This is a genomic window from Thermodesulfovibrio thiophilus DSM 17215 (assembly GCF_000423865.1).
In the GTDB taxonomy this organism is placed as follows: domain Bacteria; phylum Nitrospirota; class Thermodesulfovibrionia; order Thermodesulfovibrionales; family Thermodesulfovibrionaceae; genus Thermodesulfovibrio; species Thermodesulfovibrio thiophilus.
In genome coordinates this window covers 275,100-290,744 of the sequence record NZ_AUIU01000012.1, presented here as the reverse complement: position 1 = coordinate 290,744, position 15,645 = coordinate 275,100, and the positions used below count along the sequence as shown (strand labels likewise).

The 15,645-nt window shown below is 33.3% G+C and carries 14 protein-coding genes and 1 pseudogene; 11 read left to right on the top strand and 4 right to left on the bottom strand.

The window, feature by feature from the left end:
• The first annotated feature begins 52 nt into the window (after positions 1–52).
• The 6 genes from rny to G581_RS0104345 are packed head-to-tail and all read left to right on the top strand — an operon-like array spanning position 53 to position 6,986.
• A complete protein-coding gene (gene rny, locus G581_RS0104370) occupies positions 53–1,612 on the top strand; it encodes a ribonuclease Y (protein WP_028844767.1) in 1,560 nt (519 codons plus the stop codon).
• Positions 1,602–2,396, top strand: coding sequence for a TIGR00282 family metallophosphoesterase (locus G581_RS0104365; RefSeq protein ID WP_038064971.1), 795 nt, complete (start codon positions 1,602–1,604; stop codon positions 2,394–2,396). Before rny ends, G581_RS0104365 begins: the two co-directional genes overlap by 11 nt.
• A gap of 47 nt (positions 2,397–2,443) precedes the next feature.
• Positions 2,444–2,881, top strand: coding sequence for a cytochrome c family protein (locus tag G581_RS0104360; protein ID WP_028844765.1), 438 nt, complete (start codon positions 2,444–2,446; stop codon positions 2,879–2,881).
• Positions 2,882–5,560, top strand: a complete 2,679-nt coding sequence (locus G581_RS11600; protein ID WP_051178835.1) for an ATP-binding protein — start codon at positions 2,882–2,884, stop codon at positions 5,558–5,560.
• Positions 5,557–5,925 carry a response regulator gene (locus G581_RS0104350; RefSeq protein ID WP_028844764.1) on the top strand — a complete coding sequence of 123 codons (369 nt, stop codon included), beginning with the start codon at positions 5,557–5,559 and terminating at the stop codon, positions 5,923–5,925. Before G581_RS11600 ends, G581_RS0104350 begins: the two co-directional genes overlap by 4 nt.
• Positions 5,922–6,986 (top strand): ATP-binding response regulator, encoded by a 1,065-nt coding sequence (locus G581_RS0104345; protein WP_028844763.1) that lies wholly within the window; start codon positions 5,922–5,924, stop codon positions 6,984–6,986. The genes G581_RS0104350 and G581_RS0104345 overlap by 4 nt, the downstream gene beginning before the upstream one ends.
• A gap of 2 nt (positions 6,987–6,988) precedes the next feature.
• Here G581_RS0104345 and G581_RS0104340 read toward each other — a convergent pair whose 3' ends face one another.
• Positions 6,989–8,200: an AmpG family muropeptide MFS transporter gene (locus tag G581_RS0104340; protein WP_028844762.1), complete on the bottom strand. Its 1,212-nt coding sequence runs from the start codon at positions 8,198–8,200 to the stop codon at positions 6,989–6,991.
• Complete coding sequence (locus G581_RS11595; protein ID WP_051178833.1) at positions 8,193–9,680, bottom strand: glycoside hydrolase family 3 N-terminal domain-containing protein; 1,488 nt, start codon at positions 9,678–9,680, stop codon at positions 8,193–8,195. Before G581_RS11595 ends, G581_RS0104340 begins: the two co-directional genes overlap by 8 nt.
• Positions 9,681–9,739: 59 nt before the next feature.
• Between G581_RS11595 and G581_RS12160 the strand changes: the two genes are divergently transcribed.
• From G581_RS12160 to G581_RS0104310, 5 genes and pseudogenes are all read left to right on the top strand, one after another.
• Positions 9,740–9,895, top strand: a complete 156-nt coding sequence (locus tag G581_RS12160; RefSeq protein WP_169368375.1) for a hypothetical protein — start codon at positions 9,740–9,742, stop codon at positions 9,893–9,895.
• Between the two features lie 12 nt (positions 9,896–9,907).
• A pseudogene (locus G581_RS11590) lies at positions 9,908–10,336 on the top strand (DsbA family protein); the annotation flags it as partial.
• The gene (locus G581_RS10600; RefSeq protein WP_051178832.1) at positions 10,320–11,408 is read left to right on the top strand and encodes a cytochrome-c peroxidase; all 1,089 of its coding nucleotides are present in this window, start codon (positions 10,320–10,322) and stop codon (positions 11,406–11,408) included. The pseudogene G581_RS11590 and the gene G581_RS10600, both read left to right, overlap by 17 nt.
• On the top strand, positions 11,405–12,139 hold the full coding sequence (locus tag G581_RS0104315) for a formate dehydrogenase accessory protein FdhE domain-containing protein (RefSeq protein ID WP_028844760.1): 735 nt from the start codon (positions 11,405–11,407) through the stop codon (positions 12,137–12,139). Before G581_RS10600 ends, G581_RS0104315 begins: the two co-directional genes overlap by 4 nt.
• 4 nt (positions 12,140–12,143) lie before the next feature.
• Positions 12,144–14,078, top strand: coding sequence for a molybdopterin biosynthesis protein (locus G581_RS0104310; protein ID WP_028844759.1), 1,935 nt, complete (start codon positions 12,144–12,146; stop codon positions 14,076–14,078).
• Here the strand turns inward: G581_RS0104310 and G581_RS0104305 are convergent.
• Positions 14,075–15,031, bottom strand: coding sequence for a C40 family peptidase (locus G581_RS0104305; protein ID WP_028844758.1), 957 nt, complete (start codon positions 15,029–15,031; stop codon positions 14,075–14,077). The genes G581_RS0104310 and G581_RS0104305 overlap by 4 nt on opposite strands.
• Positions 15,032–15,042: 11 nt before the next feature.
• The gene (gene scpB, locus G581_RS0104300; RefSeq protein ID WP_028844757.1) at positions 15,043–15,585 is read right to left on the bottom strand and encodes an SMC-Scp complex subunit ScpB; all 543 of its coding nucleotides are present in this window, start codon (positions 15,583–15,585) and stop codon (positions 15,043–15,045) included.
• Positions 15,586–15,645: the final 60 nt, after the last annotated feature.

The window sequence follows — 15,645 nt, the reverse complement described above, 5'->3', positions numbered from 1 at the left end:
ACATCATCATAACCATATAAGCCTTTAAACTACATTTTTTGGAGGTCTTCCAATGGAGTTAACATATATTGTCATCGCAATTGTTCTGGGTTTAGTTTCAGGATATGGATTTTATCTATTTCAGAAAAATAGGCTTAAAGAAGAAAAGGAAAAAATTCTTGAAGATGCTGAAAAAATACTCGAAGATGCGAAAAGAGAAGCAGAAACCATCAAAAAAGAAGCACAACTGTCAGCAAAGGAAGTTGTATATCAATTAAAATCTGAAGCTGAAAAAGAAATAAAAGAGAAAACTAAAGAAATCAACTATCAGGAAAAAAGGCTCAGACAGAAAGAAGAACTTCTTGATCGCAAAATTGAACAGGTTGAAAAACGAGAAATTGAACTGAATAAAAGAGAAAGAGAGATTGTTTCAAAAGAAAAAATCTTACAGGAAAAAGAAAATAATTATAATAAGCTCATTGCTGAGCAACAACATCTACTTGAAAAAATAGCTGGAATGAAGGAAGAAGAGGCAAAACAGGAACTGTTTAAAAAGATTGAGCAGGAATCAAGATTTGAAGCTGCAAAACTTATTAAAAAGATTGAAGAAGAGGCAAAACAGGAAGCTGATAAAAAAGCAAAAGAAATACTCAGTCTTGCAGTACAGAGGTATGCAAGTGATTATGTTGTTGATGCAACAGTAACTGCTGTTAGCCTTCCCAATGATGAAATGAAAGGCAGAATAATAGGAAGAGAAGGTAGAAATATAAGAGCATTTGAATCCTTAACAGGGGTTGATCTTGTTGTTGATGACACTCCTGAACTTGTCATACTTTCATCTTTTGATCCTATAAAGAGAGAAGTGGCTAGAATAGCACTTGAAAGATTGATTGTTGATGGAAGGATTCATCCTGCAAGAATAGAAGAAGTTATTGAAAAAGCTCGTAGAGATGTCGATACTGCGATACGGGATGAGGGCGAAAAGGCTGTATTTGAACTTGGATTAAGCGGGGTTCACCCAGAAATTATAAAACTAATAGGAAGATTAAAATATAGAACTTCTTACGGTCAAAATGTGTTACAACACTCAAAAGAAGTTGCGTGGCTGAGTGGACTTTTAGCAGGTGAACTTGATGTCAATATAAAACTGGCAAAAAGAGCCGGACTTCTTCATGATATAGGAAAAGCTGTTGATCATGAGATGGAGGGTTCACATCAGGAAATTGGAGCAATGCTTGCAAGAAAATATGGAGAAAGTGAAGAGGTGATAAATGCAATATTATCCCATCATGAAGATGTTGAATTTAGCTGTGTTGAATCAGCTCTGGTAGCTGCTGCTGATGCTCTTTCTGCAGCACGTCCAGGAGTAAGAAGAGAAACAATAGAAAATTATATAAAGAGATTGACAAAACTAGAGGAACTCGCAATGTCATTTCATGGAGTTCAGAATTGTTATGCAATTCAGGCAGGAAGAGAGGTTAGGCTTATTGTAGAACCTGAAATAGTTTCTGATGAAGAATGTGCTTTTATTGCAAGAGAGTTAAGTAAAAGAATCGAAAAAGAGTTGAGCTATCCAGGTCAGATTAAAGTGACAGTAATAAGAGAGTCAAGATTTATAGAATATGCAAAATAATGAAACATTGAATGTTATATTTATCGGTGATATAGTTGGTAAATCAGGAAGACAGAGTGTAAAAGTTTTACTTCCCAGACTTATTGAACAGCATAAAATTGAATTTGTCATTGCAAATGGAGAAAATGCAGCTGGTGGATTTGGTATAACTGAAAATGTTGCTCAAGAACTTTTCTCCTATGGAATTGATTTAATAACCACAGGTAATCATATATGGGATAAGAAAGAGGCTATTCCATATATTGCAAAAGAGTCAAGAATCTTAAGACCTTTAAATTATCCATCTGGAGTCCCAGGTACGGGTAGTATTGTGATCCCAACAAGGAAAAAAAATCTTATTGGAATATTGAATGTATGTGGAAGAGTTTTTATGAATTTACTGGAGTGTCCATTTAGAACAACTAAAGAGGAAATAAAAAAAATTAAGGAACAGACAAATATAATTTTTATAGACTTTCATGCAGAGGCAACTTCTGAAAAAATGGCTTTTGCACATTACTTTGATGGTCATGTAAGTGCGATAATTGGAACACATACTCATGTGCAAACAGCTGATGAGAAAATTTTACCAAAAGGTACTGCATATATTACTGATGTTGGAATGACAGGTCCTGAAGACTCTGTTATTGGATTTAAAAAAGATGAAGTTATAGAAAAATTTCTCGATCAAATGCCCAAGAAATTTGATGTCCCATCAATTTCTTCAATACTTTCCGCAGTAGTGGTAGAAGTGGATTCATTTTCTGGACTGGCAAAAAATATAAAAAGAATAAGTCTGAGATAATAGCTCTGGAAGTTTACAAAATATTGTTTTTCTGCTAATCTTAAATTATGAAATTTTTGATTATAAGTATTTTTATATTATTTTATCCTGTAATTGCATTTTCTGAATATGTTGGAACGGAGGTCTGTAAAAACTGTCATCTTACTGAGTATGAAAACTTTAAGAAGTATTCAAGAATGTCTCGTTCTTTTGAAGCAATTGAAAAAATGAAACATAAAATTACTTCAGAGGAGCTAAAAAGCTGTTTGCAATGTCATACTACAGGTTATGGTAAAAAAGGTGGTTTCGTAAGTATTGAAATAACACCACATCTTCAGCATACTGGCTGTGAAGTCTGTCACGGTCCTGGTAAAAAACATGTAGAAACAAGAGATCCTAGATTTATTCGTAAAAAATTGACACTGCAAATATGTGAATCCTGCCATACTGAAGAAAGAATACGAGCTTTTAGATTCAAGCCTCTTCTTCATGGAGGAGCTCACTAAATGTTCAGATTTATAACTCAGAAAATCGGTAATAAGCTGTTATTAACATTTATAGTGATATTAGTTGTGGTTATGTTTATAGAAATAAGTTTCAGAATTTATTTCGGACTTCCAGACAGGCTAAAAATTGCAGATGAGAGCAATAAAGAAATCATGGATACAATTTTTGCTACAATAAAACATCCTCTTACAGTTGGTGACAGTGAGACAATCCATAGAGACCTGGAAGAAATAGCAAGTAAATATACAAAAATAAATGTTTATTTATGCGACTTTAATAAACAGATTGCTTTTTCCACAGATAATAACAGTATCAATAAAAAAATTGATACTGTTATTGATAATAAAATTTTTTCTGAAATTATTACAGAGCATCTTGCTGGAAACAGTGAAGCCTCAATTTCAAAAGTTTTAAAAGTTCAGGGCAAAAGAAATTTAATTTCTATTTTACCTATAAAAAATTCACCTGAGTGTTTCCACTGTCATGGTTCTTCAAAAAATATTTTAGGTGCAATGATATTAAAAACAGATGTAGAGAATGTATATTTAACTGTCCAAGCTCAAATGTATAGATCTTTAACCCTTACAGTATTTGCTTTTTTACTTGCTATAGTTGTCATTAATTTCGTGGTTAACAGATTAATTAAAAAACCTCTTCATATTCTGATTGAGGCAACAGAGAGATTTTCAAAAGGTGAGATGTCAACTATCTCCAATTATCCCAAGGATGAGATTGGAACTCTATGTGAGACTTTTAACTGCATGGTCAATGAAGTTGCAAAGTCAAAAATGGAACTTGAAAAAGAACTTACAAGACGAGCGAGGTTGCTTGAAGAAAGGGAAGAACTTGTTGCCCTGCTACAGAAGGCAAATCAACAACTAAAAGAGCTTGATATATTAAAATCCTCATTCATTGCTAATATGTCACATGAGCTTAGAACTCCTATGAATGCCATCATTGGATATACTGATTTATTACTAGATGAAGTTGATGGACCTCTTAATGAAGAACAGAAAGCTTCACTCAAAAAAGTGGCTGCCAATGCAAGACATCTTCTTCAATTAATAAATGATGTTCTCGATATTTCAAAGATTGAGTCAGGCAAAATAGAGATTAGACCAAAAGAAGTTTATTTAAAAGAACTTATCGATGAAATAATTGTTACCTTTGAACCTTTGCTAACCAAAAAAGGATTAACGTTTTCCTTAAATATTGAGCCGGGTGCAGAAAAGCTTTATATAGATGAAGACAAAGCAAAACAGATTTTTATAAATTTAATATCAAATGCTGTAAAGTTTACCAATCAAGGTGGAATAACATTGAAAGCAAGAGTTTCAGAACGAGGAAAGGATTCAGAAGGGAATCCCCAGTTCGTAGAAATTTCAGTTTCGGATACAGGAATAGGAATTAAGAGAGAAGACCTTGATAAAATTTTCGATAAATTTGCCCAGGCAGATGTTTCAACAACAAGACAGTATGAAGGAACAGGACTTGGGCTAAGTATTGTTAGGGGTCTTGTTGCGCTTCACAAGGGTATGGTATGGGCGGAAAGTGAGTATGGAAAGGGAAGCACGTTTTATCTTCTTTTACCTTTCAAAAAGGAAGTTTTTGAAAGACCCGGTCCGGTTACAGAAGAAAAAATGGCTGAAGTATTGGCTCAATACTTCGAGGTCCCCAAAGAGGTATTTCTTCAGAATCCAACATACGAAGGTAAATTAGTACGATGCTGGGATTATACTCAGTGTGGACATGTTAATTGTCCTGAATATGGTTCTTCAGAGAAAAGATGCTGGCTTGCACTCGGTACGCATTGTAAAGGTATGAAAATATGCTCATATCCCGAGAAAACAGATTCATGTAGAATTTGTGAAGTTGTAAGAGATCTTGTCCTGCATCAGGAACCAGCAATAAAAGAAGTTTCAGAATCTTCCAATAAGGAAAAGGTTGTGCTTGCAATTGATGATAATCCAGATGCAATTGACCTGATAAGAAAGTATCTTGAAAAGGATTATAAAGTTATAGGGATTCTAAATAGTGAGGAAGCGGCTAAAAAGGCAAAAGAACTTAAACCAGTAGCAATTACTCTTGATATAATGATGCCTAAAAAAGATGGTTGGCAAGTTTTAAAAGAGCTTAAGTCAGATAAAGAAACACAAAACATTCCAGTTGTTATTGTTTCTATCATTGATAATAAAACACTGGCTTTCAGTCTCGGTGCAGCAGACTACTTTGTAAAGCCTCTTGATGGACATTCCCTTTTAAAAAAGATAAAGTCAATTGAAACTTATCGAGCAGTTAAAAAAGTTTTTATTCTTGAAAAAGATGAAACAACAGTGAAAGATCTGTTAAATGTATTAAAACAAACTGGTTATGATGTTAGTTCCACTTCAAACAGTAAAGAAGCTATTGAAATAGCTAAAAATTACAAACCTGATCTTTTAATTGTCAATATAACCGACCCTGATACAAGTGCTTATGATTTTATTGATTTTATAAAAACGTCTGTTGAACTGAAAGATATTCCAATGATTGCTTTGACAGATAAAGAATTAACAGATGAACAAAAAGACGTATTGAATGGAAGAATAAAAGAAATAATAAACAAGAGTCTCTTTTCAGAAGAACAACTGATTACAGAGCTAAAAAACAGTTTAAAAAAGATTGGAGGAATATCATGAAAAGAATTCTCATTGTTGATGATAATGATGACAGTAGAGAGCTTGTAAAAAAAATTCTAAAAAAATATGCTTATGAAATTATAGAGGCAATAGATGGAGAGGATGCTATAGCTAAAGCTGTTACATATAGGCCTGATTTAATATTGATGGATATTTCTATTCCTAAAATAGATGGGTACGAAGTAACGCGAAGGCTTAAAGCTCGACCTGATTTTAAAACCATTTCAATAATAGCTTTTACAGCTCATGCAATGAGAGGCGATCAGGAAAAAGCTTTTGCATCTGGATGTGATGGGTATATTTCAAAACCAATTAATGTAAGAGAGTTTCCAGAACAGATAAAAGTTTATTTGAAAGAAAAATGAGTAATCAGAAAGAAACCATTCTCATTGTTGATGATAATGTTGATACAGTAGAGCTTTTAAGAAAGAGATTGATATCAGAGGGATACAATACAATTGAAGCCTATGATGGTGAAGAGGCTTTAAAAAAAGTGTATGAAACTTTTCCCGATTTAATTATTCTTGATGTGATGATGCCGAAGATGAATGGATATGAGGTTTGTCAGCGGCTTAAAAATGATGAGTCAACTAAATTTATTCCAGTGATTATGCTAACTGCAAAAGCTGATGTGGAAAGCAAAGTTAAAGGACTTGATATTGGAGCGGATGATTATGTTCCAAAGCCATTTGATTACAGGGAGCTATCAGCAAGAATTCGTTCATTACTTGTAAAAAAGGCAACCTCACAGAAAGCTATTGAAGAAGAACGAACTGAAGCTATAAGGAAGCTTATTGACAGTCTTTCTCATGAAATAAGAAATCCAATTGTAACTCTGGTAGGATTTGCAAGAAAGGTATATGATAACCTTCCACCAGGTAACCCCAATAAACCTTATCTTACTGTTGTTCTTCAGGAAGCAGAAAGGCTGGAGAATCTATTAAAAGAAATTGTAAAACTAAAAATGATTGCTATTGGTTTTATGGAATATGTTGCACCTGTTAAGATTATAGAAGAAGTTCTTGAAGAATTTGAGCAGGAAGTTGAAGATAAATCTATAGAAGTTGAGACAGAGTTTCAATCAGTATCAAAGCTTTATATAGACAAAGAGCATTTTAAAATTGTACTTCGTAATATTATTAGAAACGCAATTGATTCAATGGATAAGAGTGAGAAACGTTTATTAAAAATATCAGTTGAACAACAAGAGAATAGTTTGGAGATAAGAATTTCTGATACAGGGGAAGGTATTCCCAAGGAATTTATTAAGAAAATATTTGAACCGTTTTTTACTTCTAAAATATATGGTCCAGGGCTTGGACTTACAGTTGCTTTAACAATTGTTCAATACTACAGAGGGTTTATTTCTGTTGAGAGTGAAGTAGGCAAAGGTACTACAATTAGTATAAGATTTCCTTATTCTTAATTTTATTTTTCAGAAACAATATTTATTATTTCTCTTAATTTAACAATTAAAATCAATCCAGGTATTGCTATCAAAAAAGTCAGAAGATAGAATGTTTCCCAACCTATAGCATCAACAACAAATCCAGATGTCGGGCTGATTATCACTCTGCCTAACGAAGCAAGTGATGAAAAAACTGCATATTGTGTTGCTGCAAATCTATGATTGCACAGAGCCATTAAAAGCGCTAAAAACGCAGTTGTTCCCATTCCACCGGTAAAATTTTCAATAATTACAGTGGATACAAACAATACAAAGCTTTTACCTGCTATGGCAAGAATCATAAACATCAAATTTGATAGTGCCTGAAATATCCCGAATAAAATTAAAGCCCGGTACAGGTTTATTTTTGTGAGTAACACTCCTCCAATAATTGAACCTGCAATTGCTGATATAAGTCCTCCAATTTTATTTACTGTGCCGATTTCTGTAAGTGAAAATCCTATACCCCTTATGAAAAAAGTGGTGCTTAAAGATCCTGCATATGCATCACCAAGTTTATACAGTATAATGAATAAGAGCAGCAAAAGGCTTTTTTCTCTTTTAAGCAATTCTTTAAATGGTTCAATGAAAGATTCCCGTAGTGTTCGAGGTTTGTTTATTCCATCAGGTTCATCAGCCCATAAAGTTGTTATAATGCCGATCACTAAAAGAGAGCTTATAACTGCTAATGCAACTTGCCATCCAAGATGGTCTGCAAGAAGCAGACAGAGTCCACCAGCAATAATTAATGCAATCCTGTATGCAGTTACAGCAAAAGATGCACCAAGACCTCTATCCTTTGGTTTTAGGATTTCTGTTCTGTATGCATCTATTGAGATATCCTGTGAAGCAGAAAAAAAGGCAACACCAGCTGCGATAGCGGAAAAAAGGATCAGATGCTTTGGTGTAAGTGTTATCATTAATGCAATCCCGAGCAGAATCAGTATCTGACAGATTAAAATCCATCCCCTTCTTCTACCAAGTTTCGGTATGTTAAATTTATCGAAAAATGGAGACCACAGAAATTTAAAACTATAAGGAAATGTAAGAATTGTTAATATACCGATTGTTTTTATATCAATGCCTTCAGAGGTAAGCCATGCCTGTAGTGTTCCACTGACAAGCGGAAAAGGAATTCCTGATGCAAAGCCAAGAACTGTTACTGTGGCAATATCTTTCGTTCGTTTAGTCATTAATCCATTCAATCTTTACTGGAAGCCTGCCGGAAGTCTTTAATCCATCTTTGAAAACATCTATAAATGCTGAAACAGCATTTATATTGGAGTCATAAACTAAGATAATTGTTTTTGCTCTTTTAAAAAAAGAGAATCTCATAATATATGGATTACCAAATGAAACAAAAACAGTATCATTACTTGAAAATATGTCTTTGATCATTATATTTTGTTCTTCACTCACTACATGTTCGTCTCCTGCTGCTTTTATATTTGTAAATACAGCAATTAGAGGTATAACGCCTGAAAGAGAAGTTTTTGAAAAATGAGTTAAATCGTATACAGAACCGAAGTAGTTTTTGAATGCCTCTTTTATCTCCTCACTATAACTTCCTGTAAGACAGGGAATAATCTTACGAGATTCCAGATCAGGTATTTCATTTTTGATAACTGTTACTGTTTTTTTGAATGCTCTTTGAATTATAAGACTACTGTCAACATTATTCGCTCTGGTATTTATATAATTATTGGTTACAGGAAAAGATCTTATCTTTTTCTTTAATCTATTAATCACAAACAATGCTTCTGTAATTCTGTTTTCAGTTATTAACCCGTAATTATACGCTGATTTTATCTCTTCCATTGCTTTATATGGATTTTCAGGATGTAAAACTATATCAGCTCCTGATTTAATGGCAAGAGCATGATGATTATTATAATTTTTTAAAGCTTTCATGTTCATTGCATCAGTAAGAACAGCCCCTTTAAAATCTAAAGTTTGTTTCAATAACTGATTAATTGCTTTTTCAGAAAGAGTTGCAGGTAAACTATCTATCTCTGGAATCATTAAGTGTCCAATCATCATTGAAGACACGCTTGCGTTAATTGCTTTTTTAAAAGGCTTAAGATGTATATCTAGAGACTCATTAATTGTTGGAAGCTCAATATGAGAGTCTATCTGTGTTCCACCATGACCAGGAAAGTGCTTTGCACATGTCAGTAATCCATTTGCTTCAAAAAAATTTATGATACAGTTTCCATACTCGGAAACTGTATCAGGATTATCTGAAAAAGCCCTTGTGCATATAATTGGATTTTGTGGAGCTGTATTTACATCAAGAACAGGTATGAGAGCAAGATTGATTCCTATGTCAGCCGCTTCCTTTATTACAATTGAATACAATGTTTTAAGCTCGTGTTCTTCATCAGGCAGATTAAAACCTGCAGTAATTCCCATCTGTGATGGAATTAGACTCGCTCTTTTTATCTGTTGCCCAACTCCTCTTTCTATATCAGATGCAATAATTAATGGCCTATGAGCAATACTTTGAAGATAGATAATAAAATTCTTTATTTTATCGTAGTCTCCACCAAAAACTATAAAGCCTCCAATCCCATCTCTGGTTAATTTTTCGATATACTGTCTGTAATCAGAATAATCAATGCTTTCACCATCAAGTCTTGCTATTATTAAATTTAAAAAATTCTCAGCAGTCATACAATTTTTATTATATCATCATATTTTGGTATAATTTTAAAAGAAGTTTTGGAGGTTAGATGGATAGATTAATTCTTATTCTTTCTTTGTTCTTTCTTGTCGCCTCTCCTGTTTTAGCAGAAGAAAACAGATACAGTATTCCTGTTGCTAATTCTCCAGTTATTGGATTTGAGAATGCTCCTGTTACGATAGTTGAATTTATTGATTATCAATGACCTCATTGTGTTGAGGTCGGTCCGACCATTGAGCGATTAGTAAAAGAATTTAGTGGAAATGTAAAACTTGTAATAAAGTTTTTTCCTTACAGGTATAGAGACTATGCAAGAATCGCTGCAGAGGCTGCTGTAGAAGCCTGGAGGCAGGGAAAGTTTACTGAGATGCATGAATTGTTAATAAAAAGGTCACCAAAGCTTAATAGAGAGTCTCTTATAAGTTATGCAAAAGAGCTTAATCTTGATGTTGAAAAATTTATAAAAGCAATAGATAATAATGAGGGAACGGATATAATTGACAGAGATTTAAAGCTCGCAAAAGAGCTTGATTTATATGTTACTCCAGCATTTTATATTAATGGAATTAAGGTTCTTGGAAGTAGAGACTATGATTATCTTAAAAATATAATTTTGAAGGAGCTGGAAAGTGTTAAGAAAAAATAAAATTACAGCTTTTTTGATTATATTGCTTTTAATTGTTATATTGATCAGCATTGAAAGTTTTGCTTCTGAAAAAAAGACAAAACAGCTTGAACCGTTGCCTCCACCTCCAGTGCCAAAGGATAATCCAATAAGCAAGGAGAAAATTGATCTAGGTAAAAAGCTTTTTTTTGATAGGCGTCTCTCAGGAGATGGAACTACAAGCTGTGCCAATTGTCATGACCCTGAGAAAGCATTTACAGATGCTTCAGAAATATCTCTTAGCTATCCAACTACAAGAAATTTCAGAAATGCGCCAACTTTGATGAATGTTGCTTATGCAAAATATCTTTTCTGGGATGGACGAGCAAAAACTCTGGAGGAGCAGGCAGAATTTCCTGTCATGTCTCCTTTTGAGATGAATCAAAATATTGATTTTGTTGAAGAAGAGATAAGAATTGTACCAGAATACAGAGAAGCATTTAAAAGAATTTTCGGTCAGGATGTAAATATAAAACTAATTGCAAAAGCAATAGCAGCATTTGAAAGAACTCTTATTTCAAACAATGCTCCAATTGATGGATACCTTAAAGGAGATAAAAATTCATTAAGCTCTGAGGCTAAAAAAGGACTGGAGATATTTATAGGAAAAGGAAAGTGCATAGAATGTCACTATGGAGCATACTTAAGTGATCAAAAATTTCATGCTCTTATGGTGCCAGAAAATCCAAAATACGCAAATGAAGAAAAATTTATAGTGACAAGACGTTATATTGCAAAAATAAACAAATATCCAGATTATATGAATATAAAAGAAGACCTTGGCAGATACTTCAACACCAAGCAAAAGAGAGATTACAGAGCATTTAAAACTCCCACATTGAGAGAAATTGCAAAAACTTCTCCGTATATGCATAACGGCATATTTAAAAGCCTTGATGAAGTAATAGACTTTTTTAATAAAGGTGGTGGATATGGTAATAAACTATTAAAACCAATGAATTTAACTGATGAGGAAAAGAAAGCATTGAAAACATTTCTGGTTGAAGCATTGTCAGGTGCAGACTTAAACATAAAACCAGCGGAGGTACCATGAATTTTGATGAAATAATAAAAGAAAAGCCTCATCTTCAAAGCCCTCTTGAGCTTTATATGAAAATCAAAGAGTTAACCGAACAGTGTAAGAAGGAAAGAGAAAGGATGAAACTTGACAGTGATGTGTCATTAATTGATATTGTACTTAAAAATTTTTCAACAGTTTTTCAGATTCCCTATGAGTCACTTTCCTTTCTAAAGGATGAAGTTTTAAAAAGCGGTAAAAACATTATAAAAGAGCCATCATCTCTGTGGTCTCTTCAAATTCAGAGTGAGGAACTTTCAAAGGAAGAAGTTGATAGGATGTTATTTATATTGAGTAAGCCCTTTTTTGTATTTTTAAGGCGGGACGGGCAACAGGCATCATTTATGGAAACAGGAAAATGCCCGATTTGTGGTACAGAATCATCACTTTCGATGATTACAGAAAACAATGAAAAAATAATGATATGTCCACTGTGTGAACATGGTGGAAGCTTTTTCAGAATAGGATGCCCTTATTGTTTTAATAAAGATTCGAGCAAAATTGAACTTCTCCTTGATGAGGAAGAGATAAGAGCTGAACTATGTCTTGAGTGCAACACATATATAAAAAGTTTTAAAGAAAATCACTATATGAAATATAGAGATCCATTCTTGATTGATTTAGTGAGCTTACCGCTTGATATAGTAGTTCAGAAAAGAGGATATATAAGACGTTCGCCTAACATTGTTGGATTAAGGAGGATTTAAGGTAATGGGTGGTAAAAAATTTTTTCATGAAGTTATCTCACTTGAAGAGGCAAAGGGCAGACTATTTAAGGCTTTCATAGAAAGAATACAAACTCCAATTGACAGCGAGATTATCGATGTAAAAAATGCTCTTGGAAGAGTCACAGCACAGGCTGTATTTGCAAAGTTTTCTTCTCCATATTTTCATTCTGCTGCGATGGATGGGTATGCTTTAAGAGCCCGTGATACATTCACTGCAACTGAAAGAGAACCTGTAAGACTTAAGATAGGTGTTGATGCCCACTGGATTGAGACAGGAGATCCTCTGCCTGATGGTTTTGATGCTGTTATTCCTGTTGAAGATGTTAATTTGCGTGATGGTTTTATAGAGATATATGCTTCTGTGCCGCCTTACAATGATGTAAGACCAATTGGAGAGGACATTGTTGCAACAGAGTTGATAATTCCTGAAAGTCACGTTGTACGTGCTGCTGATATTGGAGCAATTCTTGCAAGCGGTATCTGTACAATAGATGTCCGCAGAAAACCCTTAATAGGCATTATTCCTACAGGTTCAGAACTAATAGATGCTTCAAAAATAAAGGAAAAAATGCCTGAACCTCCGCAACTAATCGAATATAATTCAGCAGTTCTTGCAAGTTTAACAACTCAGACAGGAGCAGAACCAAAAATTTATTCAATTGTAAGAGATGAAGAAAAAGAAATTAAAGATGCAATTTTAAATGCCTTAAAAGAATGTGATATTGTTTTATTAAATGCTGGTTCTGGTTATGGTAAGGAAGATTTCACATACAAGGTAATCAATGAACTCGGAGAAGTTTTAATAAATGGCGTTGCGATAAGACCCGGTAAACCGTTCATTGCAGGGTTTGTGAATAATAAACCTGTTTTAGGAATTCCTGGATATCCTGTTTCTTCTTTTTTGAGTTTTGAGCTTTTTGTTCGACCTTTGATGGAATTCTATCTTGGTACAAAAATACAGAAAGAGGAAAAGCTACAAGGTATACTTTCTAGACAGATTTCATCAAATATAGGTGTTGATGAATTTGTGAGGGTAAAAGTTGGCAGAGTAGGGAAAAAATATATTGTAACACCATTGGGTAGAGGAGCCGGGCTTCTTATGTCTATTGTAAGGGCTGATGGTTATATTGTTATTCCGAGAGGTTCTGAAGGATTTTCTCAGGGAACTGAAATTGCTGTCAATTTATGGAGAACAAGGGAAGAAATTGATAATACAGTAGTCTGTATTGGAAGCCATGATAATACACTGGATGTGCTTTATAACTTTGTAAGAAAGCATTATCCTGATGTGACACTTTCCAGTGCTCATGTTGGTTCAATGGGTGGTCTTGTGGCAATAAAAAATGGTGAGGCACACATTGCAGGTACACATTTACTTGATGAGCAAACAGGGGAGTATAATATTCCATTTATTAAACGCTTGATGCCTGAAAAGAAAGTTGTACTGTTTAATCTTGTTTATCGTATTCAGGGCTTTATTGTTAAGAAGGGAAACCCAAAAGGTATTAAAGGATTTGAAGACCTTGCTCGTGACGATGTGGTTTTTATAAATAGGCAGGCTGGATCTGGAACAAGACTTTTACTTGACAAACATTTAAAGGAACTTGGAATTGATCCATCAAAGATAAAAGGATACGACAGGGATGAGTATACACATATGGGTATAGCATCAGCAGTACTCACAGGAAGAGCTGATGTTGGGCTTGGCATACTATCTGCTGCACAAGCACTCGGACTTGATTTTATACCTGTTACTGAAGAAAGATATGATATTTTAATTCCGCAGGAATTTCTTGATCTTTCAACAGTTAAATCGGTTTTAAATATTATAAAAGAAGATGAAGAATTCAGAGAAACTGTAAAGTCTCTTGGTGGATATGATACCCGTGATATGGGGAAAATTATTTATAAAAACTAAGTTTCGTTGTTTTTTACTTTTTCTAGAGCCTTTTCAACTGATTCTTTATCAGCATCAATTATTCTTTTGGCACCGATAAACCTACTTATATAATAAGGTGCCTCCAGGCTGTCAATTGTAATCTTTTTTGATCTGCTTGATGCATGAATAAATAAGTTATCTCCAATATATATTCCTACATGTGATGGAAATCTAGCATAGGTTTTAAAAAATACAAGGTCTCCAGGTTGAAGTTCACTTTTTGATACCGGTATTCCAACTGTAAACTGTTCTCTGGCACTTCTTGGCAGATTAAAGCCAACCATGGAATAGACTTTTTTTACAAAAAATGAACAATCAAGTCCGCTAAAACTATTTCCACCAAATCTATATGGCAGATGAAGCATTTTTTTTGCAAATAAAATAAGCCTGTCTGTCATACTTAACTGAGATAAATCTTCATTTTGCTTCAGCGAATCAATTTCTTCTATTTTGTTATTAATATCAACTTTTGCAGTGGCTAATACAGGAATTTTTTCATCCTTTTTTGTTGAAAGATTTTCCTGCGTTTTTCCCGGAGCTTTTACAATGAGTTTTTGTCCTATATTAAGCTTATTGTTTTGAAGTTTATTAATTTTTTTGATCTCATTAACTGAAGTATTATATATTCTGGCGATTTTAGAAAGAGTTTCGCCTTTTTTCACTATATGATACTTTGCTTCAGTATTATTATTTTTGAGTTCGTTTGGGTTTTGTGTCACTTTATTATCTTTGTCAGGTATTTCTAATTTCATTCCTATTTGTAATTTATTATTTTTTAAATTATTTGTTTTTTTAATTTCATTCACAGAGATATTAAATTTTTTTGAAATTTGCCAGATGTTGTCACCTTTTTTTACAGTATATGTTTGTGCAAAAACAAGGCAGGGCAAAAGAAGCAATACTGATATAAAAAAAGTTATTTTTTTACTCATAAGTCACCTCCTCAAGCTGCATTTATCTTTTGTAACTCATAGAACCCTGGCAGTTCACTTAAACTTGAAAGACCGAAAAGTTTTAAAAATTCCTTTGTTGTAACATAAAGAAAGGGTCTGCCAGGTACATCTTTTTTCCCTACAATTTTTATAAGCTTTTTTTCTATAAGACTTTTGATAGCATAATCAGAATTTACATTTCTTATTTTTTCTACTTCTGCTTTGGTGATAGGTTGTTTATAAGCAATGATAGCCAGAGTTTCAAAAGCTTGCTCAGACAGTTTATTATTTGCATTCAAATTTTTAAAAATTTTTATCCAATCAGCATTTTCGGGATTTGTAACCATTTGATAGGAATCTTCTATATTTATAATGATGATTCCTGAATTTCGTGATTTATATTCATTAATTAATTCATTAATTACTTCTTTAATGTGATTTTCTGATATATTTAAAATAGTTTTTAGAATTTTTATTGACACAGGCTTTTCTGCTATGAATAATATAGATTCTATAATGGACTTGAGCTGTTCTTTCTGGGTGAATAGATTCATAGCGGTGATATTATAAAAAATTAATTTAGAAAAAATCAATCAATTTTTTGATATAAAATG